This window comes from Micromonospora sp. NPDC005686 (assembly GCF_042871665.1).
GTDB lineage: Bacteria > Actinomycetota > Actinomycetes > Mycobacteriales > Micromonosporaceae > Micromonospora.
On record NZ_JBIAIY010000006.1, the window covers coordinates 352654 to 377943 of the forward strand.

Consider the following 25290-nt stretch of genomic DNA (forward strand, 5'->3'; position numbering starts at 1 on the left):
CGCGCGCCGCCGGATCAGGTGGCGGGGGGTCAGGTGGCAGGGCCGGCCGGTCAGGAGGCCGCGTCTCAGGGGGCCGCGTCGACGTGGGCGGGCACCCGGCCCAGGTGCGGCGCGGCCGGACCGGGACGGCCGAAGTGCCAGCCCTGCCCGGCGTCGCAGCCGATCGCGCGCAGCCGTTCGGCCTGGTCGGCCGTCTCCACCCCCTCGGCGGTGACGGTCAGGTCCAGCGCGTGCGCCAGCGAGACGAGCGAGGCGAGGATCCGCTCGTCGGTGCGGCTGCCCGGCGCGCGCAGGCCGCTCACGAACTCGCCCGCCACCTTCAGCTCGTCGACCGGCAGGTCCCGCAGATACGCGAGGTTGCAGTATCCGGTGCCGAAGTCGTCTATGGCGACCCGGACACCGAGGTCGCGGAGCACCCGCAGAGCCCGCACCGGCTCGACCACGGTGCTCATCATGGTGCTCTCGGTGATCTCCAGTTGCAGCCGGTGCGGCGGCAGGCCGGTGCGCCCGAGCACGCCGCGTACCTCGGTCACCAGGTCGCTGCGGTGCAACTGCCGGACGGCGAGGTTGACGCTGACGAACGGCGCGTCCCCGTCCACGTCGGGCCAGGCGCCCGCCTCGCGGCACGCCTCGGCCAGCACCCAGCTGCCGAGCCGGACGATCAACCCGGTCTCCTCGGCCAGCGGGATGAAGCTGTCCGGCCGCAGCACACCCAGCTCCGGGTGACGCCAGCGCACCAGCGCCTCCATGCCGACCACCCGCCCGTCGCGCAACGACGTCAGCGGCTGGTAGTCGAGGTAGAACTCGCCCCGGTCCAGCGCGGCGGGGATCGCCGCGGACAGCGCGTACCGGGCCAGGTCGCGGCGGTTGCGGTCGGCGTCGAACAACGACCAGCGGGCCCCGCCGGCGGCCTTGGCCCAGTGCAGCGTGCTGTCGGCCGCGCGCATCAGATCCATCGGCGAGGTGCCCGCGACCGGCCGCTCCACGATGCCGATGCTCGCGGACACGGTCAGCTCGTGGCCGTCGACCAGCGCCGGCTCGCGTATCGCCGCCAGCGCCACCTCGGCGACCTTCACCGCGTCGTCGGTGCCGACGGTGCGTTCCACGAGGATCACGAACTCGTCCCCACCGAGCCGGGCCACCAGGTGTTCACCGAGCGCCCGGTGCAGGCGCTGGGCCACTGTCACCAGCAGCGAGTCGCCGACCTGGTGGCCGAGGGAGTCGTTGACGACCTTGAAGCGGTCCAGGTCGAGGAAGCAGACACCGACCCGGTCGGCGCCCCGCCCGGGCGCGGTGATCGCGGCGGTCAGCCGTTCGGTGAACAGCGTGCGGTTCGGCAGGCCGGTGAGCGGGTCGTGGGTGGCCTGGTGCCGGAACCGGGCCTCGCTGTCGCGCAGCGCCCGTTCCGCCTGCGCCCGGGCCATCATGGCGGCCCGGCGGATGGACTCCTGCTCGTCGAGCGTGCGGTCGCGCAGGGCACGGGCGTACCCGGTGGCGACTGTGGCGAGCAGCCGCGCCATCCGGTCCTCGACGTCGTCGACGACCAGGTCGAGATCGCGGACCAGGCGCAGCTGGATCACCTCGACGGTGCGGCCGAGCCCTTCCGCGGAGGCGATGTGCGCCTGCACCAGCTCCGCGCCGACCTGCTGGCCGATCCGCATGTCGAACGGCTCGGCACGCAGCGCCTGGGCCAGCCGCTCGGTGAGCCGTTGCAGCGTTTCCTCGAGTTGCGACTGGGCCATCGGCAGGTAGCTGGTGCCGGAGACCGCCTTGGCCCAGGCCCGGGCGAAGACGCCCGGGCGGCAGCGGGCCGCGTCGTCACGCACCGAGCCGCCCCACCCCGCCCATGAAGACGGCCCGCTCGGCGTTCTCCGCCTGGTCGGGGGAGTCCGGCCGCCACTGCGGCACCCACACCACGCCCGGGTCGACCACCTCGAAGCCGTCGAACAGCGTGGTCAGCTCGGCCCGGCTGCGGATCCAGAGCCGGCTGTCGGTGCGCCGGTAGACCCGTTCCGCCTCGGCCCGCTCGCCGGTGCCGGCGCGGCCGTCCTCGCTCGCCTGGGAGAGCACCAGGTGACTGCCGGGCGCCAGAGCCGTGCGCAGCGTCCGCAGGATCTCCTCGGGACGGTCGGCGTCCGGGATGAAGTGCAGCACCGCCACGATCATCACGGCGACCGGCTGGGTGAAGTCCAGCAGCCGGGTGACCTCCGGGTGGGCCAGGATCGCCTCCGGCTTGCGCAGATCCTCCTGGAGCACGACCGCGTTCTCGTTGCCGGCCAGGATCTCGTGGCTGTGCGCCACCGCCACCGGATCCACGTCGACGTAGACCACGCGCGACTCCGGGTCGATCCGCTGGGCGATCTCGTGCACGTTGCCGACGGTCGGGATGCCGGAGCCGATGTCCAGGAACTGACGGATGCCGGCGTGGGCGAGGTACTGCACCGCCCGGCGCAGGAACGCGCGGTTGGCCTGGGCCATCAGCGGAGCCTCCGGCACCGCCTCCACCATCGCGCGGGCGGCCGCCCGGTCGGCCGCGAAGTTGTGCGATCCCCCGAGGTAGTAGTCGTACATCCGGGCGACACTGGGGCGCTCGATGTCGATCGTCTCGGGTGCCCAGTCCGGCCGCTGCATGTCCTGCCCCTCGGGTGTCGGCGACACGCGGTCCGCGCCGTCGCGTGGACCACCCGGGTATTCTGCCCCTCCGCCGTCGCGGTGCAAAGACCGCCGTCGCTACGCGTCCGGCCGTTCACCGTACGCGACCAGGCGTGGCGTCGGAGCCGCGAGAGGCCCGCGTCCGTGGCGGACGGGGCCTCTCGCGGCGGTGTGCCTCAGAACTTCGGGGCGTCCGGGGCCTCCAGCAGCCCCAGCCGCAGCGCGGTCATCAGCGCCTGCGCCCGGTTCGCAGCGCCCAGCTTCTCGTAGAGCTTGGAGATGTGGGTCTTGGCGGTCGACTCGCTGACGAAGAGCTGCTTGGCGATGCCGGCCACGCTCATGCCGTCGGCGAGCAGGCGCAGCACCTGGCCCTCGCGGGGGGACAGCTGCGGACCGGACGGCGCCAGCCGGCGCTTCATCGCCTCGGCCAGGTCGGCGGCGGTGAACGCGCTGGGGGAGGAGGCGGCGTGCCGGGCGGCGGCCACCACCTCGTCGGCCGGGGCGGTCTTCGGCACGAACGCGCTCGCACCCGCCTCCAGGGCACCGAAGAGCTGGTCGTCGCCGGCGTACATGGTCAGCACGACGATGCCCATGGACGCGCTGGACTTGCGCAGGGCGCGGGTGGCCTCCAGGCCGCTGCCGTCGGGCAGGCGCAGATCCATGATCACCACGTCGGGCTGGAGCGCGCCGGCCTGACGCACGCCCTCCGCGGCGGTGGCGGCCTCGCCCACGACCTCGAACTGACGGTCGCGCTCGAACGCGTGACGCAGCCCCTTGCGGATGAGGTCGTGATCGTCGACCAGGAGAACCTTGGTACGGGTGGCCGGTGTCGGACTGCTGGTCATCCTCGGGTTACTCCCCTTCTGCTGCTGCGGCGCTGCCGCGCACCTTATCGCGCCGGGGCGACGAACCGAGCACCACCGCCACAGTCGTCCCACTCGGCTGTCGCGGCCTGATCTCCAACCGGCCTCGGATACGTTCCGCCCTCTCCGCCATGATCGCAAGGCCATAGTGCCCGTCCGGGCGCTGGTCACCGATGCCGTGACCGTCATCCGACACTTCGATTCGGGCGAACGGGGGATCCACCTCGCACGTGACCCACAGGTTCGAGGCGCCGGCGTGCTTGCGGGCGTTCGTCACCGCCTCCTGCGCGATCCGCAGCATCTCGGCCTCGGTGGCGGCGGGCAGCCGGGCGGTGGACTCGTCGAGCGACAGGTGCACCCGCAGGCCACCGGAGGCGCCGACGGTGCGGGCGTACTCGGCGATGGCGGCGGCCAGGCCACCGTGCCGGTCCACCTCGCTGCGCAGCTCGAACAGGCTCAGCCGCAGCTCGGTGATCACCCGGGTGACCTCCTGGCGCAGCGTACGCAGCGAGTCGGCGGTCTCGTCCGCGTCGTCGTGCACGGTGGCCAGCGCGTTGTCGATGCCGTACCCGACCATCACCAGCTCCTGGGCGACCCCGTCGTGGATCTCCCGGGCCAGCCGCTGCCGCTCCTCGTTCGTCGCCAGCGAACGCACCTCGTCGAAGAGCAGCGCCGCCTCCAGCCGCAGCGCCGCCGGGCCGGTCAGCGCCGTCACCCGGGACACCACCGGCGGCGGGTACGCGGCGGCGGTGTCCGCCTCGATCACCACCAGGCCGACCGTGCGTACGCCCGCCACCAGCGGGACGATCAGCGCGGACACCTCGCCGGAGTGCCGCGACCGGGCCTGCGAGCGCGACGAGACGGTCGGTTGCTGGCTGGCCCAGGCGTCGGCGATGGCCGAGTCGGCGTCGAGCGTCGTCTCCCAGTCCACCCGGTCCGCGCCGATCTGCGCGAGCACCACGAGCCGGCCGCCGCCGCTGGCGGACAGCACCGCGCCCCGGTCGGTCTTGGCCACCACCCGCAGCTCCTCGAGCAGGTGCTCGGAGATGCCGCCCGGGTCCAGGGTGGCGCCGGGCAACTGGCGGGCCACCGTACGGAGCTGGGTGAGCAGGCGGGTCGCCTCGGCGTACGGCTGGGGTTTGCCCTCGCCGCGCATCCGCATGACGCGCTGGAGCGTGCCCGCGGTGTAGAGGCCGAGCCCGGCCAGGATCAGCCACTGGGCGCAGACCGTGAGGTAACCGACCTGGCCGAGTTGCGGTCCGCCGTCGACCTTGGTGAACGCGGCGCTGGCCAGCAGCGTCGCCGCCGCGACCACGAGCAGCGCGGCGCCCTCGCGGAACCGGCGGCCCAGAGCGGTCACGGTGACCGGCACGGCGAGGTACGGCAGCACCGCCGAGGCGCCCAGCCCACCGGTCACACCGGACAGATGGGTGTCGGCGGCGACCTGGCTGGCGGCCAGCCCGAGCACCACCACCTCGGCGAAGCGGCTGAACGGGGCGAGCAGCCGGTGTTGCGGTGCGAGCACGGCGGGCAGGCCCGCGACGCCCAGCAGCGCGATCCACCAGAGCTGGGCGGCGTCGCGGGTGGCGAACAGGGTCAGGGCGGCGACCAGCGCGAGGAGGACCGCGCGAGCCGCTACCGCGAGGGGCTGCGTCGACGGCTGGCGGGATGTGGAGGCGGGCACGTGACGGATGGTAGTCAGCCCCGGTAGATCTCGGCGATCTCCGAGGCGTACGTCTTGTGCACGACCTGACGCTTGACCTTCAACGACGGGGTCAGTTCACCGGTGGTCTCGGCGAAGTCCTGCGGCAGGATCCGGAACACCTTGATCGCCTCGGCCTTGGAGACCGCCTGGTTGGCCTGGTCGATCGCGGACTGCACCTCGGCGCGCAGCGCCGCGTCCTCGCGCAGCTCGGCGATGCTCGTGGTCTCCGGGCGCCCCTGCCCGGCCAGCCACTTCGGCAGCGCCTCCTCGTCGATGGTGACCAGGGCGGCGATGAACGGCTGCCGGTCGCCGACCACCACGCACTGGCTGATCAGCGGGTGCGCCCGTACCTGGTCCTCCAGCACCGCCGGGGCGACGTTCTTGCCGCCGGCGGTCACGATGATCTCCTTCTTCCGGCCGGTGATGCTCAGGTAGCCGTCCTCGTCGAGCTGCCCGAGGTCGCCGGTGCGGAACCAGCCGTCGGTGGTGAGCGCCTCGGCGGTGGCCGCGTCGTTGCGCCAGTAGCCCTGGAAGACGATGTCGCCGGCGATCAGGACCTCGCCGTCGTCGTCGATCCGGATGGTGACGCCCGGCAGCGGCCGGCCGACGGTGCCGATCCGGGTGCCGCTGGGCAGGTTGGCGGCGGCGGCCGGCGAGGTCTCGGTGAGGCCGTACCCCTCGCAGATGGTCACCCCGACGCCGCGGAAGAAGTGCCCGAGCCGCGCGCCGAGCGGCGCGCCGCCGGAGATGGCGTCGCGGCACCGGCCGCCCATCGCCGCCCGCAGCTTGCGGTAGACCAGCTTGTCGAAGAGGGCGTGTTGCGCGCGCAGGCCAAGGCCCGGACCGCCGGGCAGCTCCTGCGCCTCGCTCCACGCGATGGCGACCTTCTCCGCCCGTTCGAAGATCTTGCCCTTCCCCTCGGCCTCGGCCTTCTGCCGCGCGCCGTTGTAGACCTTCTCGAAGACCCGGGGTACGGAGAGCACGAACGTCGGCTTGAAGTCCTGGAGCTCGGCGACCAGGTCCTTGGTGTCCGCGCAGTGCGCCATGGTGGCCCGGGCGTGCACCACGCCCACCTGGATGAGCCGGGCGAAGGCGTGCGCGAGGGGCAGGAACAGCAGCGTCGAGGCGCCCTGGCGGAACAGGTTCGGCAGCACCGGCACCGCGTTGGCGATGTCGGTGTAGATGTTGCGGTGGGTCAGCACGCAACCCTTGGGCCGGCCGGTGGTGCCGCTGGTGTAGATGATCGTGGCGACGTCGTCGGCCTTGAGCAGCGAGCGGCGGGTCGCCACCTCGGCCGGGTCCACCGACGCGCCGGCGGCGACCAGCTCGCCGACCGCGCCCAGCTCGATCTGCCAGACCTCGCGCAGTTCCGGCAGCCGGTCCCGGACGCCGGCGACCAGGGTGGCGTGCGCGGTGCTCTCCACCACCACGGCCACGGCGCCGGAGTCGCCGAGGATCCAGGCGGCCTGCTCGGCGCTGGACGTCTCGTAGATCGGCACGGTCACCGCGCCGGCCGCCCAGATCGCGTAGTCGAACAGCGTCCACTCGTAGCGGGTGCGGCTCATCAGGCCGACCCGGTCGCCGGGGGAGACGCCCGCGGCGATCAGGCCCTGCGCCAGCGCCACCACCTCGTCGCGGAACTGGCGGCAGGTCACCTCCTCGCGCGCGCCCGTCCCCGCGGCGGGGCGGACGAACTGCACGGTGTCCGGGGCGACCTCGGCGTTTTCCCAGACCGGGTCGGTCAGGTTGGCCGCGTCGCCGACGGTGACGATCGGCGGGACGGAGAACTCGCGCACCTGCACTCCCTCGTGCTCTACCGGCGGGGGGCCGGCCTGGTCGGCTCTGTCGAAAACCTACCCGCACACCCCCGGGGGCCTGCCAGGGAGGTTGCTCGCCCGGCTGGTGGGACACCGTCCGGCGGGTGGAGCGGGACCGGCCGGGACGCGGCCGGGTAGCCTCCCCCCATGGCGGACTCCTCCACCCAGTCGATCATCGTCGGCGCGTCACCGGACCGGGTGGCGGCCGTCATCTGCGACTTCCCGAGCTATCCCGAGTGGGCCGAGGCGGTACGCCGGGCCGAGGTGATCGAGGAGTACGAGGACGGCTACGCCAGCCAGGTCCGCTTCACCCTCGACGCGGGCGTGCTGGCCGACGAGTACGTGCTGGCCTACGAGTACGCCGAGGACATCTCGCGGATCGAGTGGCGCCTGGTCGCCCCGTCGAAGATGCAGCGCTCCCAGCGCGGCTCGTACGACCTGGTGGGCAACCCGGACGGGACGACCACGGTGACGTACACCCTGGAGGTGGAGCTGTCCGTGGCGATGCTCGGCATGTTCCGCCGCAAGGCCGAGAAAATGATCATGGACGCGGCGTTGAAGCAGCTCAAGCGCCGGGTAGAACCACCCGGTGCGGCGCAGGAGACCCGACCGTCGTCCCGGTAGTCACGCTGGAGGAGCCGAACCATGGGCACCACTGATCCGGGTTCGGCCCGGGAAGAGGCCGAGCGCCTCGTCGCCACACTGCTCGCCGGCGCGAAGCTGGCCGCCGCCGCGCCCGGCCCGGGCGCCTGGGGTCCGCTCGGTGGGATCCTCTCCGGTGTCCTCGGTCACACCCCGACCGGCGCCGGTTCCGCGGCGGAGCCCTCCGGCAGCACCGGTTTCGCCACCGGCTCCCCGGAATGCTGTGTCTGCCCCCTCTGTCGCGGTATCGCCGCGTTGCGGGATCCGAGTCCGGAATTCGCCGAGCGGCTCGCCACCGGCGCCGGGGACCTGGCGGCCGGGGTGGCCAGCGTGCTGCGCGCGTTCACCCCCGCCGAGCCGCAGCGTTCCGCCGACGACGGCGCCGCCGAGCCGGCCGGATCCGGGGACCACGTGTGGCGCGAGGCGACCCGTACCGGGCATGATTCTCAGCCGGCACCCGAGCAGGACGTGTGGTCCGCCGCCACCCGGGGGGAGGGCGCGGCCGATTCGGGTGCCACCGCCGACGCCGCCGGGCCGCCGGAGCCGGGCACGAGCCGGCCACCGGCCGGCCGTCCCGTGGTGCCCGCCTCGCGGGCGTCCGGCGAGGTGGGCGCGGACGCACCAGGCGACGGAGCCTGACCACCGGACATCCCGGGACCGTACGGCCGGTTCGGCCGGTTCCCGGGCAGCACAGCAGAGGGGAGTGGCAGCGGTGACGCTGACCATCGGAGTCGACGTCGGTGGCACGAAGGTGGCCGGCGGTGTCGTGGACGACGCCGGCACGGTACTCGTGCAGACGCGACGGGACACCCCCGCCGACGACGTGGCCAAGACCCGCGACGTCATCATCGAGGTGGTCACCGAGCTGGCCGCCGGTCACGCCGTGGGGGCGGTCGGCATCGGCGCCGCCGGCTGGATCGACGCCTCCCGCTCCACAGTGCTGTTCGCCCCGAACCTGGCCTGGCGGGACGAGCCGCTGCGCACGTACGTCGGCGACGCCACCGGCCTGCCGGTGATCGTGGAGAACGACGGGAACGTGGCCGCGTGGGCGGAGTTCCGCTACGGCGCGGCCCGCGACGCCGACGACTCGATGGTCATGTTCACCATCGGCACCGGCGTCGGCGGTGGCATCGTGCTCGGCGGTGACCTGGTCCGCGGCGCCAACGGCATCGCCGCCGAACTGGGCCACATGCTCACCGTGCCGGACGGCCACCAGTGCGGCTGCGGCCGGCTGGGCTGCATCGAGCAGTACGCCAGCGGCAGCGCCCTGGTCCGCTTCGCCCGCGCCGCCGCCCGGCAGGAGCCGCACCGGGCCACCGCGTTGCTGGAGCTGGCCGGCGGCGAGGCCGAGACGATCACCGGCCCGATGGTGACCGCCGCGGCCAAGGGCGGCGACCCGGTCTCCACCGAGGCGTTCGCCCAGGTCGGCCGCTGGCTCGGCACCAGCCTCGCCGACATGGCGCAGATCCTCGACCCGCAGGTGCTGGTGGTGGGCGGTGGCGTGATCGACGCTGGTGACCTGCTGCTCGGCCCGACCCGGCGGTCGTTCGCCGACGCGCTGGCCCAGCGCAGCCGCCTGCCCGTCGCCGAGGTACGCCCGGCCGAGTTGGGCAACACCGCGGGCGTCATCGGCGCCGCCGACCTGGCCCGGCGGATCTGACATGACGGACACGGGTGTGCCGCTGCGGGTGGTGTCGTACAACATTCACAGCCAGCGCGACGACACCGCCGCCCTGGCCGAGGTGGTCCGGACGGCGGCGCCGGACGTGGTGATCGTCCAGGAGGGACCGCGCCGGTTCCGGTGGCGGCAGAAGTGCGCCGCGCTGGCCGAGTCGTTCGGCATGGTGGTGGGCGCCGGTGGCCTGCCGTCGCTGGGCAACGTGCTGCTGACCAGCCTGCGGGTGCGGGTCGTCGACGCGAGGTGCCAGCGCTACCCGCTGACGCCGGGACGGCACATGCGCGGCGCCGCGTACGCGCAGTGCCGCGTCGGCGGCGTCGACGTGCTGCTTGCCGGCTCGCACCTGTCCACCGACCCGGCCGAGCGGCCGGCCCAGGCGGCGGCGTTCAAGCGGGAGCTGGCCGCGTCCACACTGCCCGTGGTGGCCGGCGCCGACATCAACGAGGGTCCGGACGGGCCGGCCTGGCAGACGCTCGCCGAAGGGCTCACCGACACGGCGCTCGCCGCCGACCGGGCCGACCGGCTCACGTTCTCCTGCGCCGACCCTCGTCGCCGCATCGACGCGCTGTTCGTCGACCCCCGGATCACGGTCGTGGATTACGACGTGGTGGACACGCCGCTGACCCGCCGCGCCAGCGACCACTTCCCGGTCCTGGTGGACCTGCTGCTGCCGCCCGCCTGACCGGAGCGGACCGCCGGGGGAAGTACCCGGGCCCGGCGGTCCACCGGCGTCACGCCCGCCTGGGCCGTGACACACGGTCAGGTGCCCGCCGGCCGGAAGGACCACCCCTCGCCGCCTTTGCTCTGCCGCCATATGCGCATCAGCTACCCGCCGTGACCGGCGGGCCGCGTCCTGGCCGGACGGCCGCGAGGCATAAGCGCAGCTCGCGGCGGTGCTGCGTCTGTGGCGGCAGAGCAAAGGGCACACGAGGATACGCCTGCGGGGCTGCCCGTTCAGCCACGCTCGGTGACCGGCCCTGCGTGACGCTGTGTCAGGGGAGCCGGGCGGGTGGGCGCGGCGCCGGATCCGGTGGCTGGACAACGGCGGGCATTCTCGGCAGGATTTCGCGGTGTCCTCCACCACCGACCCCGGCCGCCCCGATCCGGACCGGACTGTCGTACCGAGCCGTGACGAACGCCCGGTCTCCGATCGGGGCGACACGGTCTGCGTCATCGGCGCCGGCGCCAGCGGTCTGACCGCCGTCAAGAACCTGCGCGAGGCCGGCTTCGGCGTGGACTGCTACGAGCGGGAGACGGGCGTCGGTGGCGCCTGGAACTGGCGGCACGACCGCAGTCCGGTGTACGCCAGCACGCACCTGATCTCGTCCCGGCCGTTCACCCAGTTCCCCGACTTCCCGATGCCCGACGACTGGCCGGATTACCCGCACCACAGCCAGTTGCTGTCCTACTTCGAGCGGTACGCCGACCACTTCGACCTGCGCGAGCACATCTGGTTCGGCACCGAGGTGGTCCGCGTCGAGCCGGTCGACGGGGACCGCTGGGACGTGACCACGCGCAGCACCGGCGGCTACGGCCCCGAGCGCACCTCCCGGTACTCCGCCGTGGTGCTCGCCAACGGCCACAACTGGTCGCCGAAGCTGCCCCGCTACGAAGGGCTGGAGGAGTTCCGCGGCGAGGTCATGCACGCCTCGTCCTACAAGGACCCGGCGCAGTTGCGCGGCAAGCGGGTGCTCGTCGTCGGCGCCGGCAACACCGGCTGCGACATCGCGGTGGAGGCGGCCCAGCAGGCGTCGCACTGCTGGCACTCCACCAGACGTGGCTACTGGTACGCCCCGAAGTACGTCCTCGGCCGCCCCGCCGACCAGGTGAACGACACGCTGCTGGCGTTGCGGGTGCCGCTGCGGGTACGGCAGTGGCTCTACCACTGGACGCTACGGCTGACCGTCGGCGACCTGACCCGGTTCGGCCTGCCCAAGCCGGACCACCGGGTCTACGAGACGCACCCGATCGCCAACAGTCAGCTCGTCTACTACGTCGGTCACGGCGAGATCACCCCGGTGCCGGACGTCGCCCGGTTCGACGACCGCGCCGTGGAGCTGACCGACGGCCGGCGGATCGACCCGGAGCTGGTCGTCTTCGCCACCGGCTACCTGCCGCGCTTCGAGTTCCTCAAAGGCCGGGTGCTCGGCGACGAGGACGGCTCCGGGCGGCCCCGGCTGTGGCTCAACGCCTTCACCGCCGGTCATCCCACGCTCGCCGTGGTCGGCCTGGTGCAGCCGGACTCCGGCATCTTCGCGATCTCGCACTGGCAGAGCGTGCTGTTCGCCCGGCTGCTCACGCTGCGCGCCACCCGGCCGGAGCGGGCCGCCGCGTTCGACAGCAGGGTCCGGGCCGGTCTCGGCGAGCGGTACTCGGCAAAGGTCAAGGACAGCACCCGGCACTGGTTCGAGGTCGGGCACGCCGACTACCTGCGCGCGCTCCAGCGGGCGCTGCACGAGCTGGAGGAGGGCACCAGGTGAGCGCGAGGAACGCAGCGCAGCGGAGTCCCGCAGTCGCGAACGAAAGGCCGGCACGGTGAGCGCGAGGAACGCAGCGCAGCGGAGTCCCGCAGTCGCGAACGAAAGGCCGGCACGGTGACGGCCGAGCGGGTGCGGGTGGTCCGGTCGTGGGAGTGGGCCCGGCCGGAGCGGCCCGCCCGCCGCGAGGTGATCGCCGCCGTACCGGACCGGGAGGAGGCGAAGCCGCCGCTGCTGTTCGTGCCCGGCTTCGGGCACGGCGCGTGGGCGTTCGCCGAGCACTGGCTGGGGCACGCCGCCGGTCGCGGCTTCCCGGCGTACGCGCTGAGCCTGCGCGGGCACGGCGGCAGCGAGCCGGCGCCGGAGGCGACGCTGCGCTCGTACACCCATGACGTGACGCAGGTGGCGGCGAGCCTGCCGCGGCAGGCGGTGCTGGTGGGGCACGGCGCCGGCGCCCGGGTCGTGGCGCACGCGCTGGCCCGCTACCCGGCGCGGGCCGCGGTGCTGGTGGCGCCGGTGCTCGGCGGATGGGCGACGTTCGGTACGGCGTTGCGGCGCAACCCGGTCGGCACGGTGCCGGCGGTCTTCGGCGCCGGGCTGCGGCTCAACCGGCGGCAGTTGTTCAGCCCGGAGCTGCCGGACGCCGACGTGCGGCGGCAGCTGGCCCGGCTGGGCCGGGCCGGGCGGCGGGCGCAGTGGCAGTTGCTGACCGGCCGGTCCCCGGAGCCTGCGGTGGGCCGGCCACCGGTGCTGGTGCTCGGCAGCCCGGACGACCGGGTGCTGCCGGCGACGGCGCTGACCAAGGCGGCCCGGCGGTACGCCTCGGCGCCGCTGCTGTTCCCCGGCATGGGCCACGACCTGATGCTCGACGCCCGCTGGCGCGAGCCGATCGACGCGATCCTGGACTGGCTGGACAAGGACCCGGCGCCCGCCCTCGGGTGAGCGCCCGGGGCGCCGGTCACCGGGCCGCGGGGCGGCGGCCGCCGAGCGGTCCGCTCTCCTCCAGCGCGCTGAGGTAGGACGCCGCCCAGGCGTGGATGTCGTTGTGGGCCAGGTGTGCGCGCATCGCGTGCATCCGGGCCGTCACGTCCTCCGGGCCGGCGCGCAACGCGGCCAGCAACCCCTGCTTGAGGCCGTCGAGGTCGTGCGGGTTGACCAGGTACGCCTGCTCCAGTTCGGCGGCGGCGCCGGCGAACTCGCTCAGCAGCAGCGCGCCGGTGCCGTCGACCCGGGCCGCGACGTACTCCTTCGCGACCAGGTTCATGCCGTCGCGCAGCGGCGTCACCGCCATCACGTCCGCGACCCGGTAGAGCGCCACCAGCTCGGCGCTGTCGAACGGCTGGGTGAGGTAGTGGATCGCCGGCTCGCCGACCCGGCCGAACTCGCCGTTGATCCGGCCGACCTGGTGCTCCACCCGGTCGCGCAGGATCTGGTACTGCGCCACCCGGTCGCGGCTGGGCACCGCCACCTGGACCAGCACCGTGTCCCGGACCTTGATGTCACCGTTCGCCAGCAGCTCCCGGTACGCCTTGAGGCGCTGCTCGATGCCCTTCGTGTAGTCCATCCGGTCGACGCTGAGGATCACCTGCTCCGGCTGGCCGAGATCCTGCCGTAGTCGGCGGGCCCGCTCGGCGACCTCGGGGCGCGACGCGAGCGCGGACATCTCGGCGGTGTCGATGGCGACCGGGAAGGCGCCGACGCGCACCACCCGGCCGTCCACGCCGATCCGCCGGTCGGTGGCGGGCAGGCCGAGCACCTTGGTGGCGAGCTGGGCGAAGTTGTGCGCGGCCTGGGCCCGCTGGAAGCCGACCAGGTCGGCGCCGAGCATGCCGCGTAGCAGCTCGGCCCGGCGGGGCAACTGCATGAACAGTTCCGGCGGCGGGAACGGCACGTGCAGGAAGAACCCGATCCGCAGGTCGGGGCGCAGCTCGCGGAGCAGGCCGGGCACCAGCTGGAGGTGGTAGTCCTGCACCCAGACCAGGCCGCCCGACTCGGCCACCTGGGCCGCCGCCTCGGCGAACCGCTGGTTGACCCGCTGGTACGCCTCCCACCAGCGGCGGTGGTATTCCGGCTGTTCGACGGCGTCGTGGTAGAGCGGCCAGAGGGTGGCGTTGGCGAAGCCCTCGTAGTGGTCGCGGAAGTCCTCGGTGCTCAGCGGCACAGTGTGCATCCGGACGCCGTCCACGTCCGGCAGTTCGGGAGCCGGACCGGTGCCGCCGGCCCAGCCCACCCAGGTCGCGGGCGTGTGCCGCAGCAGCGGGTGCAGGGCACTCACCAGGCCGCCGGGGCTGCGGCGCCACTCGAAGGCGCCGTCGGGCGCCACGCTGTCGTCGATGGGGAGGCGGTTGGCCACCACCACGAGGGGGCTCTGTCGCATCTCGGGCATTCCGCTCAGCAGGGGACCGGCGACCCGGAGTAGACGCAAGCCGGACAGCCGGTGCGGGACGTGACGTTCAGCCTATTACTACTGACCGTAAGTTACACGCTTGTTACGCCTCGGCCCGGGGTGGGCGGCGTCCCGGCATCCGGGCAGGAGCCGACGACGCGGCGTCAGACGACCGCGCCGTCGTCCGGGTCGTGGTCGTCCCGGTCACCCGGGCGCAGCCGCCAGATCAGCATCACGAAACCGGCCAGGATGCCGGTGAAGCCGAGCAGCGTCACCACCGACGGGTCGACCAGCGACACCACGGTGGGGGACAGGAACAGCAGGAAGCCGAGCACGATGCAGGCCACGCCGAGCACCGCGTACTTCGAGAAGCGGGGCAGCGGGGGCGGCGGGGGCGGAGTGTAGTGCTCCTCGTCCGAGGCGTCGTCGGGCAGGCCGGCGCCGAACGTGTCCAGACCGTCGAGGAGTGAGGGCTCGTCGTGCCGGTCCCGGCTGACCGAGACGCCGGAGACGTCGGCGGCGTACGGCAGCCGGCGCACGTCGGTGGCGGTCGGACCGGCGGGCTCCTCGGCCCGGCCGCCGGCGGCGGTGCCCGGCACGGGCGGGTCGTCCACGTCCTCCGCGGCGGGCCAGGGGTGGCTGCCGGCGCTCGGCGCGGTGTGGAAACCAGCGACGATCTTCGCCCACTCGGCCTCGATGTCCGGCTCGTCGGCGCGCGGCGGGTCGCCCGCGCCCTCGTCGGCGAGCTGGGTGAGGTAGTCGCGGGCGGTGGTCAGGTGCGATCTGTCGACGTAGAGCCGGTCGACCGGGCGGGCCGGGACGGTGGTGGTGCGGGTCACCGGGTTCAGGTCGGCCGAGGGCTGGAGGTAGGCCGCGATGCCACCGGCGGCGAGCACGTCGAGCAGGTGCTCGCCGACGCGTGGATCGACGTCGCCCGCGACCGCGTACTCGGCCGCGTCGAGCCCGTTGTCCCGTCGTCCCCGACGGGGCCCGCCCCCTGACAACGGACACCCCCTTCGCCGATCCCTGACCTTGCCCTGAATCGTGACACGTCGGCACCCGGTTCCGGGAGTGCGTTGTGGCGTGCCGCTCGTCGTTCGTACCCTCTTCCCGGAGTCCGGCCGGCGCGGACGGCGCCTCCGGGGCCGCGCGGAGACCCGTCCGCCGGCATCGGCACGGGACGGACGCCGGTGTTGTACTGGCTGCTGAAGTACGTCATTTCGCGGCCCGCTGCCGAGGTTGATTCCCTCTTCACTCGCTGATCGTCGAGCGAAAAGTCACATCCATCGCGAAAGCCGAATACTTCACCGGTAACGGCCTCGTCCACCCCGGAGCCGCCCGGTCGTCCCGGCTCGACCCTCAGCCCGCCCCGGCGATCCGCAGCAGCCCCGCGGCGGCGTGCCGGCCGGCGAACGCGCGTACCCGGTCCAGCGTCGCCGCGGCGGCCGGCGGATCCGCCTCGGTCAGCGGCCCGACAGCCAGCGCGGACGCGATCATCTGGTCGGTCACGTCGGTCATCTCCGCGTACCCCTCGGCCGCGGTGGTGAGCAGCCGGCCCGCCCGCGCGGCGTCGCCGTCGCCCCGGGCCAGCGCCGCCTCGGCCGACCGCCCGGCCGAGCGCGCCCAGCGGGTGGCGCGCGGCGACCGCGCCAGCAGGTCGCGCACCAGCACCGCGGCGTCGCCACCGAGCAGCGCGGCGACGTGTCCGATCGCCGGCACCCACTCGGCGAACGGGATCATCCGGGTCTGCCGCCAGTCCTCGTCCAGCTCGGTGAGCAGCGCCACCGCCTCGTCCCGGCGGCCCTGCACCGCGCGGCAGAGCGCGGCGTGCGCCAGCGTGGAGCGCAGCACCCGCTGGAAGCCGCTGCGCCGGGCCGCGACGAGCGCCTGGTCCACCAGGTCCTCGCCGGTGCCCGGCCCGGCCGGATCGTCGCTGAGCGCCCTGATCCAGCCGGACACGGCCACGATGTGCAGGTCCCACTCGTCGGTCGGGCGCCGCGTCGACCCCTCGGCCATCCGCAGCGCCGCCGACCAGTCCCCGCTGTAGTACGACCGGGCCCACTGATCGCTGAAGTTCACCGTCAGCGCGTGCTCGCCGGCCAGGTCCAGAGACCGCTGCTCGTCGATCAGCCGGGCCGAGCCGGCCAGGTCGCCCTCCTCCTGCAGCACCCAGGACAGGTTGTGCACCGCGCGGCGGCGGCTGGTCAGCCGCTCCACCCGGCACTCCTCGGTCAGCTCGGCCAGCTCGGCGTACGCCTCCTCGGCACCGGCCTGGTAACGGACCACGGCGAGCGTGATGCGCGCGTTCGCCCGGGCCTCCCGCATCCCCAGCCGCTCGGCCAGCTCGGCGGCGGTGCGCGCGGCAACGCACGCCGGTTCGGTCTCCGCGTCGAGCATGTGCGCCCGGGCCAGATCCAGCAGCACGCCCACCTTGTCCTCGCTGTCCGGCAGCGTGGCGTGCAGCCGGATGGCCCGGTCCAGGCAGCGCATCAGCTCCGAGCGGTCGGCCCGCGCGAAGGCCGCCGTGGCCAGCAGCCGCCACGCCTTCGCCGCGCCGGGCCGGTCCCCGGTGTCGGCCAGCCGGTCGGCCAGGGCGGTGAGCAGCGCCGTGCCGCCGCCGTCGAGGAAGCCGTCCCGGTCCCGGTAGAACGCCAGTTCGGCCCGGAACAGCTCCAGCGCCGGGTCCGGACCGCACTCCACGCTCAGCGCGCGGTCCACCAGCGTGGCCGCGGTCTCCAGCGCGTGCAGGTCGTACGCCCGGCGCGCGGCGCGGTGCAGCGCGGACCGGGTCGCGCCGTTGTGCGAGGTCTGATCCAGCCCGACGGTACGGGCGATCTCGTGCGCCGCCCACCTGTGGTTGGCCAGCACCTCGGCCAGGTCGTGCTGCCGGCCGTCGGCGAGTTGCTCCAGCCAGTCTGCGGTGCGCTGGTGCCGGGCGACCCGCTCGGCCCGGGGCAGCCGCTGATAGCAGACGTCCCGGACCAGCACGTGCCGGAACCGGTACTCCGCCTGGCCGGGCATGGTCGACACAGGCAGCTCGTAGACGAGGTCACGGCGCTGGAGGTGGTGCAGCGCGCGCTCGACCCACTCCGCCGGGCGGCCGAGCGCCAGCGCCACCGGCGCCGCCCAGAACTGCACGCCGACCACCGAGGCGGCCTGGAGCACCGAGCGGTCGGCCGGATCGAGCAGGTCCAGCCGGTTGGCGATGACCGCCTGCACGGTACGCGGCATCCCGGCGCCCGCGGTCGGGTCGACGAGCGCGAGCGCGGCCGTCCGCTCCGCCAGCCCGCCGTCGAGCAGCATCCGCGCGTACTCCTGGGCGTAGAGCGGGTTGCCGTCGGCGAACTCGATCAGCGGCGCCCGTGCGTCCTGCGGCAGCGTGGCCTGGCCGAGCAGCAGCGAGTAGAGCGTGTCGATGTCCCCGTCGTGCATCGGCGGCACCGAGATGGACATCGCCCCGCTGATCGTGCCGGTCCAGGCCGGATGCCGTTCGCGCAGCTCCGGGCGGGCGGTCGCGACGACGAGCAGCGGCACGTTGCGGGCCGCCGCGCCGAGCTGCTCGACGAAGGACAGCATCGCCTCGTCGGCCCAGTGCATGTCCTCGAAGACGAGCACCGTGGGACCGGTCGCCGCCAGCGTGAGCAGGAAGCGCCGCCACGCCGCCTCGGTCTCGGCCGAGGTGAGTCGTTCGCCGGTGACGCCGACGAGCGGGCCCAGCGCCTCGGCCAGCCGTACCGCGTGCGGGTCGGCGAGGAGGCCCAGCCGCTCCCGCAGCCGGTCCCGGATGGTGGCCGGGTCGTCGACGCCGGTCAGCTCGGCCCAGCTCCGGACGATGTCGGCCAGGGCCGCGTAGGTGACGTTCTCGCCGAACGGCGGGCACTGGCCGGTCAGCCAGGTGACCCGGGTGCCGGGCAGGCTGGCGGCGTGCCGGGCCAGTTCGCGCAGCAGCCGGCTCTTGCCCACCCCGGCCGGGCCGAAGACGGTGAGCAACTGCGAGGTGCGTTCGGTCAGCGTGCGGTGCAGCGCGCTGACCAGCAGCCCTCGCTCGTGGTCCCGGTCGACCATCGGGGTCAGCTCGGCGGTCTGCCCGTCGCGCCGGGGCCGCGCCCGCACGGCCAGCCAGATCCGGCTCACCGCGGACCGGCCGCGCAACGTCACCGGCGGCTGGTCGTCGTACTCCATCTCGCGCCGGGTCGCCGACCAGGTGCTCTCGTCGACCACCACGCCGCCGACCGGGGCCAGCCCCTGCAACCGGCTGGCGGTGTTCACCACGTCGCCGGTGACGAACGCCTGGCCGCCGTCGCGCGCCGCGGCCAGGTCGACAAGGGCCTCGCCGGTGGCGATGCCGACCCGGAACCCGAGCGGCGGATGCGGTCCGGCCGGCTGCTTGGCCAGGCTGCGTTGCAGCTCCAACCCGGCGCGTACGCAGCGCAGCGCGTCGTTGTCGGTGGCCACCGGCGCGCCGAACAACGCCATGACCGCGTCGCCGATGTACTTCTCCACCACGCCGCCGTACTGGTGCACCAGCCGGCGCACCGTGGCGAAGTACGCCTGTTGCAGGCCGCGGGCCTGTTCCGGGTCGGCCCGCTCGGCGTATGTCGTGAAGTCGACGATGTCGATGAAGAGCACGCTGACCTGCCGGCGGTCCTCCTGCACCGTGACCGCGTGGTCGCGCAGCGGCTGACCGCAGTTGGTGCAGAAGTTGGCGTCGGCGTCGTTGGCGTGGCCGCAGCCGGGGCAGGCCGCCGCGAGCGGGCGCCCGCACCCACCGCAGAAACGGTCGTCCGGCCCGGCGGTCCGCGAGCACTGTCCACAGGTGAGGTCGATGTCCGGCTCCGTACGCGTGAGATCCCCAGTGTCCCGCGCGGCCGCGCAGTCGGGTACCCGACGGGTCGGCGGACGTCGCGGCTGTTCGGCCGGGTCTAGTCTCCCCTAGCAGGAAGTCCCGTCGACAGGGAGTTTGCCGTGCACGTCCGGCTGTCCACCTCATGGACCGATCCACGGGGGACGGTGTGGGCCGTGGGCGACACTGTCGACGTGGACGCCGTCACCCTCGCCGAACTGGAGGAAAAAGGCATGGTGGAGCAGCCCGCGGGTAGCGGATCGAGCGAGACCACGACCACCACGACGACCCCGCCGAAGAAGACCGACCCGTCGAAGATCGGCCCGGGCCCGAGCGCGCCCCCGGCGGACACCGACAACGACTGACCCGGCGTACGACGAACGCGGCGGGGGCCGGCGGGACGACCGCCGGCCCCCGCCGTCGTCGTGTCAGCGGTCGTTCATGCCGGCCCGGCGGCGGAGCGCGGCCACGTCGGTGACCACGATGCGGCGTCCCTCGGTGCGCAGCCAGCCCCGGCTGGCGAACGAGCCGATGGCCTGGTTGACGCTCTGCCGGGAACCGCCGGCCATCTCGGCGAGCTGGCTCTGGTTCAGCTCGATGGTGATCATCGGGGCCTGGCTCTCGCCGGCCAGCCGGACCAGCGTCTTGGCGACCCGGCCGGGCAGGTCGAGGAAGACGTGGTCGGCGTTCTGCTCGGTGAGCCGGCGGATCAACTGGCCCAGCGAGCGCATCACCGCGTCCAGGATGCGCGGGTTGGAGTGCACCAGCTCCATGAACGCGGGCCGGGACAGCGCCAGCGCGGCGCAGTCCTCGATCGCCTCGGCCGACGCCGAGCGGGTGGAGGCGTCCAACAGGGACACCTCGCCGAGCACGTCCGGGGGTCGGATCACCGACAGCACCGCGCGCTCGCCGGTGGGGGCGGTGCGGAACACCGCCACCGCGCCGCGGCGCAGCACGATCAGCGACTCGCCGGGGTCGTTCTCGACGAAGAGCAGTTGGCCCTTGCGGTAGGTGCGCGGTACGGCCGCGGCGATGACGCGCTGCCGCACCTCCGGCTCCAGCCCGGCGAACATCTCCACACCCGTGAGCGCGTCACCCGGCTCCGGCAGGCGAGACTCCACGGCTCAACCCCTCCCCGGTCAGAAGTCACGACTCGCACACCGGGTGAAGCTGTGAGTCCCGGTTCCAGACAGTTCAACCGGTTCGGCGCCCGACGGCGGTACACATCAGATCATGACGCTCTCGTCGCGTGCTGTACACCCCTGGAAACACTTCCGTGACCATGCCCGGTCGCCGCCGGCACGCCGCCGACCTCGGCGGACGCCCCGGCGACCGGGCCGCGCCGTCGATGGGCGAAGATGGGTGCGATGGTCTACCGCTATTTCTACGACTGCGAATTCATCGAGGACGGCCGCATCGTCGACCTGGTGTCGATCGGCGTCGTCGACGAGTACGGCCGCGAGTTCTACGCGGTCTCCACCGAGTTCGACGACTCCCGGGCGGTGCCCTGGGTGCGGCGCAACGTGCTGGACAAGCTCCCCTCGCCGGCCGACCGGGCCTGGCGCTCCCGTGAGCGCATCCGTGACGACCTGCACGAGTTCCTGCTGGAGCCGGTGCGGGACCGGCCGGGTGAGCAGTTGGAGCTGTGGGCCTGGTACGCCGCGTACGACCACGTCGTGCTGGCCCAGCTCTGGGGCGCGATGCCGGCGCTGCCCCGGGAGATCCCCCGCTTCACCAAGGATCTGCGCCAGCTCTGGGACGACCGGGGACGCCCTCGGCTGCCGGACGCCGAGGCCGACCGGCACGACGCGCTCGTCGACGCGCGGCACAACCTGGCGCGGTGGCGGGCGATGATCGCGCGGGAGGTTTGACCGGTTCCGCCCAGGGCACGGGAGCGGCAGCTACGCCGACCCGAGGACAGGAGTGCCCCATGAGCAAAGAGCCGACAAACGCCGCGGACGCCCGTCGCCGGGTCACCGAGCTGATCCGGGACGCCCGGATCTGCCTGCTCACCACCACCGGCGTGGACGGGCGTCTGGTCGGCCGCCCGATGGGGTTGCAGGAGGCGGAGTTCGACGGCGACCTGTGGTTCTTCGCGTACGCCGACTCGGCGAAGGTCCGGCAGATCCGGGTGAACCCGCAGGTGAACGTCGGTTTCTCCGACCAGCGGCACCACGCCTGGGTGTCGGTGGCCGGCACCGCCACGGAGGAGTGGGACGCCGAGCGGGCGAAGAAGCTGTGGAACCCGCTGCTGAAGGCGTGGTTCCCGGACGGGCTGGACACGCCCGGGCTCACGTTGATCAAGGTGCACACCGGGTCGGCGGAGTACTGGGACTCGCCCGGCAGCACCGTGGTGAACCTGTTCGGCTTCGCCAAGGCGGCGGTGACCGGCAAGCCGCCGAAGGCGGGGGAGAACCACGAGGTCAGCTACTGACGGGTAGCCCGTCCGCCGTCCGGAACGGCCCGGGGTGCGGTGTCGGCGTACACCTCTGCCGACTACAGTGCGCAGTGACGGCCCGCCCCGGGCCGGCAACGGCGCCGATGGTCTGATCTGACACATATCCTGGGGCTTATCCGGGCTTCACCTGATGCTCCAGGAGGATGAGCAGATCATGCGTATCGGCGTGCTCACCGGCGGCGGCGACTGCCCAGGTCTCAACGCGGTGATTCGGGCGGTGGTCCGCAAGGGCGTCGCCACCTACGGTCACGAGTTCGTGGGCTTCCGGGACGGCTGGAAGGGCCCGCTCGAGGGCCTGACCAAGCCGCTCGGCATCGCCGAGGTGCGCGGCATCCTGCCGCGCGGCGGCACCATCCTCGGCTCGTCCCGCACCAATCCGTTCAAGATCGAGAACGGCGTGGAGCGGATCAAGGAGAACCTCGCCGCCCAGGGCGTGGACGCGCTGATCGCGATCGGCGGCGAGGACACGCTTGGCGTCGCCACCAAGCTGCACGAGCTGGGCGTCCACGTCATCGGCGTGCCGAAGACGATCGACAACGACCTGGGTGCGACCGACTACACGTTCGGCTTCGACACCGCCGTCAACATCGCCATGGAGGCGATCGACCGGCTGCACACCACCGCGGAGAGCCACCACCGCACGCTCGTGGTCGAGGTCATGGGCCGGCACGCCGGCTGGATCGCCCTGCACGCCGGCCTCGCCGGTGGCGCCAACGTGATCCTGCTGCCGGAGCGGCAGTTCGACGTCGAGCAGGTGGCTGGCTACGTCGAGAAGCGCTTCCAGCACCAGTACGCCCCGATCGTCGTGGTCGCCGAGGGCGCCCAGCCGCTGGACGGCCAGATGGTGCTGCACAACCAGGAGCTGGACTCGTTCGGTCACGTCCGTCTCGGCGGTATCGGCCAGTGGCTGGCCGAGCAGCTAGAGGCGAAGACCGGCAAGGAGGCCCGCACCGTGGTGCTCGGCCACATCCAGCGCGGCGGCACCCCGACCGCGTTCGACCGGGTGCTCGCGACCCGGCTCGGCCTGCACGCGATCGACGCCGTACACGAGGGCGACTGGGGCAAGATGGTCGCGATGCAGAGCACGGACATCGTCCGCGTCCCGCTTGCCGACGCCACCCGCGAGCTGAAGACTGTGCCGCTGGAGCGGTACGCCGAGGCCGAGGTCTTCTTCGGTAGCTGATCGACGGCGCGCGGCGTGGCGGGGCCGTCGACCGGCCCGCCACGTCGCGCCCACATGACCCGGGAAGGGGTACGGCTGATGGCAGATCAGGTGCGCACTGTCGCGGTGATCGGCGCCGGCAAGATCGGCGAGCTGATGCTCTCCGGTCTGCTGCGCTCCGGCTGGCCGGTGGAGCGGCTGCTCGCCACCGCGCGGCGGCCGGCCCGGGCGCGGGAGCTGACCGAGCGCTACGGCGTACGGGTGGTGGACAACCTGACCGCCGTGGCCGAGGCCGAGGTGCTGGCGGTGTCGGTCAAGCCGCAGGACGCCGCCGCGCTGCTGGACGAGATCGGCCCCAAGGTGCCGGCCGACAAGCTGGTCATCTCGCTCTGTGCCGGCCTGCCGACCGCCTTCTTCAACCGCCGGCTGCCCGAGGGCACCCCGGTGGTCCGGGTCATGACCAACACCCCGGCGCTGGTCGACAAGGCGGTGAGCGCGATCTCGGCGGGCGCGTACGCCACTGGCGAGCACCTCGCGCTGGCGGAGGGGATGTTCTCCCCGCTCGGCGCGACGGTGCGGGTGCCCGAGTCGCAGCAGGACGCGGTGACCGCGCTCTCCGGCTCCGGCCCGGCCTACTTCTACCTGCTGGTCGAGGCCATGATCGACGCCGGCATCCTGCTCGGCCTGCCGCGTCAGGTCGCGCACGAGTTGATCGTGCAGACGGCTGTCGGCTCGGCGGTGATGCTGCGCGACTCCGGCGAGCACCCGGTGAAGCTGCGTGAGGCGGTCACCTCGCCCGCCGGCACCACCATCTCCGCGATCCGTGAGCTGGAGAACCACGGCGTACGCGCGGCCATGCTGGCGGCGCTGGAGGCGGCCCGGGACCGGGCCCGGGAAATCGCCGCCCAGGCCGAGTGACGCTCAGCCGGACCGCGACGCCGGCCGCGGGTGCCGGCGCAGCAGCAGGACCAGCACGGCCAGGGCGATCAGCCCCCACAGCGGCACCCAGTGGGGCCGGTGCTGGGCCAGCGTGCCGATCGCGCCGCCGACGCTGTAGCTGATCAGGGCGAGCAGCCCGAGCAGGGTGCCTCGCCGGGCCCGGCTCCGGCCGGCGGTGGGGCCCAACAGCCAGTGGGCGGCCCGCTCACCCGTCTTCGTCATGGTGCCCGACTGGTAGGTGATCGGCGTCGCGATGCCCGCGGTACGCGTCGCCACCGTGGTCAGGCTGCCCATGGCGACCGCCCCGGCGGCGGCGAGCAGGACACGTGACGGCATGCCGTGCCGGCCGTACGTGAGCGCCAGGTTCAGCACCGTCCAGACCACCATGGCGACCTCGGTGACCGCGATGTCGACCAGTGGGGCCGTGGTCTGTCGTGCCCGGTCGCGCAGCAGGTTGACCAGGCCGGCGGTGGTCGAGAACGCGACGATGGACGCGGCCGAGACCGGCCAGGCGGGATGCGCGCCGGCCGGCCCCATGCCGAGGAAGATGGCGTTGCCGGACTGGTTGGCGACGAACGCGCCGTACCGCAGGAACGCGAAGGCGTCCAGCGCGCCGGCGGTCACGACGGCCAGCACCAGCGCCGCGAGCGGGTGGCGGAACTCCCGGTAGGAGTCCGCGGAGCCGTCCGACCGGTTCACCCTTCCCCCGTCCGCGTGCAGGAGCGACCCCGGCGGCGTCCGGGAGTTTCGCTGCCGGGCCGCCGAGGCGAACCTACTATATGTCGCATATGTGGGGTTTCGGCCGCATCCCTGGGCGGTCGCCGGCGGACGGGGTGACATGGCGTCGAGCGGACGCGCGGCCGGCCGCCCCAACTCCTGAAATCTCTCTGAACGGGCTGCGACCCGACTAAGCCGCCCTTACCGTAACGGAATAGCTGAAACCGTACAGAAGGTGCGGACGAAGGGATCACGACGTGCATCTCACGCCGAGGGAATTCGACAAGCTGACGATCCACTCGTTGGCGATGGTGGCCAATGCCCGGAGGGCGCGCGGAGTCAAGCTCAACCATCCCGAGGCGGTGGCGGTGATCTGCGCCGCGGCGCTGGAAGGCGCGCGCGAGGGCAAGACCGTCGAGGAGGTCATGAACGACGCGAGCCACGTGCTCACCGCCGACGACGTGATCCCCGGGGTGGCGGACCTGATTCCGATGCTCCAGGTCGAAGCGGTCTTCACCGACGGGTCGCGGTTGATCACCGTCCACTCACCCATCCAGTAGAGCAGCGACCGGAGGCCGTGGTCTCCGGCAGAGCGGGGGCGACATGGCGAAGCAACACCCGGGACCGAACTCCAAGCACCTTCGGCCCATCGGCGGCTACAAGCTCAGCGACCAACCGCTGGAACTCAACGCCGGGCGGCCGGTGACCGAGGTGGTCGTGCACAACACCGGTGACCGGCCCATCCAGGTCGGCTCCCACTTCCACTTCTTCGAGGCCAACCGCTTCCTGGAGTTCGACCGCCCGGCGGCGTTCGGTAAGCGGTTGAACATCCCGGCCACCACCTCGATCCGGTTCGAGCCCGGCGACCGCAAGACCGTCCAGCTCGTCCCGTACGGCGGCTCCCAGCGGGTCTACGGCTTCAACGGCCTGGTCCAGGGCTGGACCGGCGAC

Annotated in this window: 22 protein-coding genes and 1 pseudogene; 13 read left to right on the top strand and 10 right to left on the bottom strand. The window is 73.2% G+C overall.

Translation table 11 applies throughout. The features are described from left to right. Positions 1 to 65 precede the first annotated feature (65 nt). From ACFYON_RS17005 to ACFYON_RS17025, 5 genes are all read right to left on the bottom strand, one after another. Entirely contained in the window at positions 66 to 1826 is a 1761-nt protein-coding gene (locus ACFYON_RS17005; protein WP_387320908.1) for a putative bifunctional diguanylate cyclase/phosphodiesterase, read from the bottom strand. Beyond that, positions 1819 to 2631 carry an SAM-dependent methyltransferase gene (locus tag ACFYON_RS17010; RefSeq protein ID WP_354869976.1) on the bottom strand — a complete coding sequence of 271 codons (813 nt, stop codon included), beginning with the start codon at positions 2629 to 2631 and terminating at the stop codon, positions 1819 to 1821. The genes ACFYON_RS17005 and ACFYON_RS17010 overlap by 8 nt, the downstream gene beginning before the upstream one ends. Positions 2632 to 2828: 197 nt before the next feature. After that, positions 2829 to 3497, bottom strand: coding sequence for a response regulator transcription factor (locus ACFYON_RS17015; RefSeq protein ID WP_013287678.1), 669 nt, complete (start codon positions 3495 to 3497; stop codon positions 2829 to 2831). A 7-nt stretch (positions 3498 to 3504) separates the two neighbouring features. Beyond that, entirely contained in the window at positions 3505 to 5199 is a 1695-nt protein-coding gene (locus ACFYON_RS17020) for a GAF domain-containing sensor histidine kinase (RefSeq protein WP_354869980.1), read from the bottom strand. Between the two features lie 14 nt (positions 5200 to 5213). After that, on the bottom strand, positions 5214 to 7016 hold the full coding sequence (locus ACFYON_RS17025; protein WP_354869982.1) for a long-chain fatty acid--CoA ligase: 1803 nt from the start codon (positions 7014 to 7016) through the stop codon (positions 5214 to 5216). A 168-nt stretch (positions 7017 to 7184) separates the two neighbouring features. On the opposite strand from ACFYON_RS17025, the gene ACFYON_RS17030 reads away from it, so the two are divergent. From ACFYON_RS17030 to ACFYON_RS17055, 6 genes are all read left to right on the top strand, one after another. Beyond that, positions 7185 to 7661 (top strand): SRPBCC family protein, encoded by a 477-nt coding sequence (locus tag ACFYON_RS17030; protein WP_354869985.1) that lies wholly within the window; start codon positions 7185 to 7187, stop codon positions 7659 to 7661. 21 nt (positions 7662 to 7682) lie between these two features. Beyond that, on the top strand, positions 7683 to 8318 hold the full coding sequence (locus tag ACFYON_RS17035) for a hypothetical protein (RefSeq protein WP_354869988.1): 636 nt from the start codon (positions 7683 to 7685) through the stop codon (positions 8316 to 8318). A 73-nt stretch (positions 8319 to 8391) separates the two neighbouring features. Continuing rightward, entirely contained in the window at positions 8392 to 9339 is a 948-nt protein-coding gene (locus ACFYON_RS17040; RefSeq protein WP_354869991.1) for an ROK family glucokinase, read from the top strand. Between the two features lies 1 nt (position 9340). Further along, positions 9341 to 10039 (top strand): endonuclease/exonuclease/phosphatase family protein, encoded by a 699-nt coding sequence (locus ACFYON_RS17045; protein ID WP_354869993.1) that lies wholly within the window; start codon positions 9341 to 9343, stop codon positions 10037 to 10039. A gap of 388 nt (positions 10040 to 10427) precedes the next feature. After that, the gene (locus ACFYON_RS17050) at positions 10428 to 11837 is read left to right on the top strand and encodes an NAD(P)-binding domain-containing protein (protein ID WP_357708992.1); all 1410 of its coding nucleotides are present in this window, start codon (positions 10428 to 10430) and stop codon (positions 11835 to 11837) included. 114 nt (positions 11838 to 11951) lie between these two features. Next, the gene (locus tag ACFYON_RS17055) at positions 11952 to 12776 is read left to right on the top strand and encodes an alpha/beta fold hydrolase (protein ID WP_357708995.1); all 825 of its coding nucleotides are present in this window, start codon (positions 11952 to 11954) and stop codon (positions 12774 to 12776) included. A 16-nt stretch (positions 12777 to 12792) separates the two neighbouring features. Here ACFYON_RS17055 and ACFYON_RS17060 read toward each other — a convergent pair whose 3' ends face one another. From ACFYON_RS17060 to ACFYON_RS17070, 3 genes are all read right to left on the bottom strand, one after another. After that, positions 12793 to 14211 carry a trehalose-6-phosphate synthase gene (locus tag ACFYON_RS17060; protein WP_354869999.1) on the bottom strand — a complete coding sequence of 473 codons (1419 nt, stop codon included), beginning with the start codon at positions 14209 to 14211 and terminating at the stop codon, positions 12793 to 12795. Positions 14212 to 14384: 173 nt separating this feature from the next. Next, positions 14385 to 15224 carry a DUF308 domain-containing protein gene (locus tag ACFYON_RS17065; RefSeq protein WP_354870001.1) on the bottom strand — a complete coding sequence of 280 codons (840 nt, stop codon included), beginning with the start codon at positions 15222 to 15224 and terminating at the stop codon, positions 14385 to 14387. Between the two features lie 355 nt (positions 15225 to 15579). Continuing rightward, positions 15580 to 19047: an ATP-binding protein gene (locus ACFYON_RS17070; RefSeq protein ID WP_387190845.1), complete on the bottom strand. Its 3468-nt coding sequence runs from the start codon at positions 19045 to 19047 to the stop codon at positions 15580 to 15582. Positions 19048 to 19239: 192 nt separating this feature from the next. On the opposite strand from ACFYON_RS17070, the gene ACFYON_RS17075 reads away from it, so the two are divergent. Next, positions 19240 to 19428 carry a hypothetical protein gene (locus tag ACFYON_RS17075; RefSeq protein WP_387190833.1) on the top strand — a complete coding sequence of 63 codons (189 nt, stop codon included), beginning with the start codon at positions 19240 to 19242 and terminating at the stop codon, positions 19426 to 19428. 63 nt (positions 19429 to 19491) lie between these two features. Here the strand turns inward: ACFYON_RS17075 and ACFYON_RS17080 are convergent, their stop codons facing one another. Beyond that, entirely contained in the window at positions 19492 to 20184 is a 693-nt protein-coding gene (locus ACFYON_RS17080) for a Crp/Fnr family transcriptional regulator (protein ID WP_013287664.1), read from the bottom strand. A gap of 246 nt (positions 20185 to 20430) precedes the next feature. On the opposite strand from ACFYON_RS17080, the gene ACFYON_RS17085 reads away from it, so the two are divergent. The 4 genes from ACFYON_RS17085 (at position 20431) to proC (ending at position 23601) form a co-directional block, all read left to right on the top strand. Continuing rightward, positions 20431 to 20934, top strand: coding sequence for a polyadenylate-specific 3'-exoribonuclease AS (locus tag ACFYON_RS17085; RefSeq protein WP_354870007.1), 504 nt, complete (start codon positions 20431 to 20433; stop codon positions 20932 to 20934). Between the two features lie 59 nt (positions 20935 to 20993). Next, positions 20994 to 21497: a pyridoxamine 5'-phosphate oxidase family protein gene (locus ACFYON_RS17090; protein ID WP_354870010.1), complete on the top strand. Its 504-nt coding sequence runs from the start codon at positions 20994 to 20996 to the stop codon at positions 21495 to 21497. 178 nt (positions 21498 to 21675) lie between these two features. Continuing rightward, positions 21676 to 22704: a 6-phosphofructokinase gene (locus ACFYON_RS17095; RefSeq protein WP_354870302.1), complete on the top strand. Its 1029-nt coding sequence runs from the start codon at positions 21676 to 21678 to the stop codon at positions 22702 to 22704. A gap of 78 nt (positions 22705 to 22782) precedes the next feature. Further along, a complete protein-coding gene (gene proC / locus ACFYON_RS17100; RefSeq protein ID WP_354870012.1) occupies positions 22783 to 23601 on the top strand; it encodes a pyrroline-5-carboxylate reductase in 819 nt (272 codons plus the stop codon). Positions 23602 to 23604: 3 nt separating this feature from the next. Here proC and ACFYON_RS17105 read toward each other — a convergent pair whose 3' ends face one another. Continuing rightward, on the bottom strand, positions 23605 to 24321 hold the full coding sequence (locus tag ACFYON_RS17105; RefSeq protein ID WP_354870015.1) for a YoaK family protein: 717 nt from the start codon (positions 24319 to 24321) through the stop codon (positions 23605 to 23607). 275 nt (positions 24322 to 24596) lie between these two features. Here ACFYON_RS17105 and ACFYON_RS17110 point away from each other — a divergent pair, with 275 nt between their 5' ends. Continuing rightward, positions 24597 to 24899 carry an urease subunit gamma gene (locus ACFYON_RS17110; RefSeq protein WP_354870018.1) on the top strand — a complete coding sequence of 101 codons (303 nt, stop codon included), beginning with the start codon at positions 24597 to 24599 and terminating at the stop codon, positions 24897 to 24899. Positions 24900 to 24942: 43 nt separating this feature from the next. Continuing rightward, positions 24943 to 25278: pseudogene (locus ACFYON_RS17115) on the top strand (urease subunit beta); the annotation flags it as partial. Positions 25279 to 25290 lie beyond the last annotated feature (12 nt).

Coding starts and splice junctions, on each gene's coding strand:
- ACFYON_RS17035 (WP_354869988.1), top strand. CDS start 7,683: ATGGGCACCACTGATCCGGGTTCGGCCCGGGAAGAGGCCGAGCGCCTC.
- ACFYON_RS17010 (WP_354869976.1), bottom strand. CDS start 2,631: ATGCAGCGGCCGGACTGGGCACCCGAGACGATCGACATCGAGCGCCCC.
- ACFYON_RS17090 (WP_354870010.1), top strand. CDS start 20,994: ATGAGCAAAGAGCCGACAAACGCCGCGGACGCCCGTCGCCGGGTCACC.
- ACFYON_RS17060 (WP_354869999.1), bottom strand. CDS start 14,211: ATGCGACAGAGCCCCCTCGTGGTGGTGGCCAACCGCCTCCCCATCGAC.
- ACFYON_RS17015 (WP_013287678.1), bottom strand. CDS start 3,497: ATGACCAGCAGTCCGACACCGGCCACCCGTACCAAGGTTCTCCTGGTC.
- ACFYON_RS17095 (WP_354870302.1), top strand. CDS start 21,676: ATGCGTATCGGCGTGCTCACCGGCGGCGGCGACTGCCCAGGTCTCAAC.
- ACFYON_RS17030 (WP_354869985.1), top strand. CDS start 7,185: ATGGCGGACTCCTCCACCCAGTCGATCATCGTCGGCGCGTCACCGGAC.
- proC (WP_354870012.1), top strand. CDS start 22,783: ATGGCAGATCAGGTGCGCACTGTCGCGGTGATCGGCGCCGGCAAGATC.
- ACFYON_RS17085 (WP_354870007.1), top strand. CDS start 20,431: ATGGTCTACCGCTATTTCTACGACTGCGAATTCATCGAGGACGGCCGC.
- ACFYON_RS17045 (WP_354869993.1), top strand. CDS start 9,341: ATGACGGACACGGGTGTGCCGCTGCGGGTGGTGTCGTACAACATTCAC.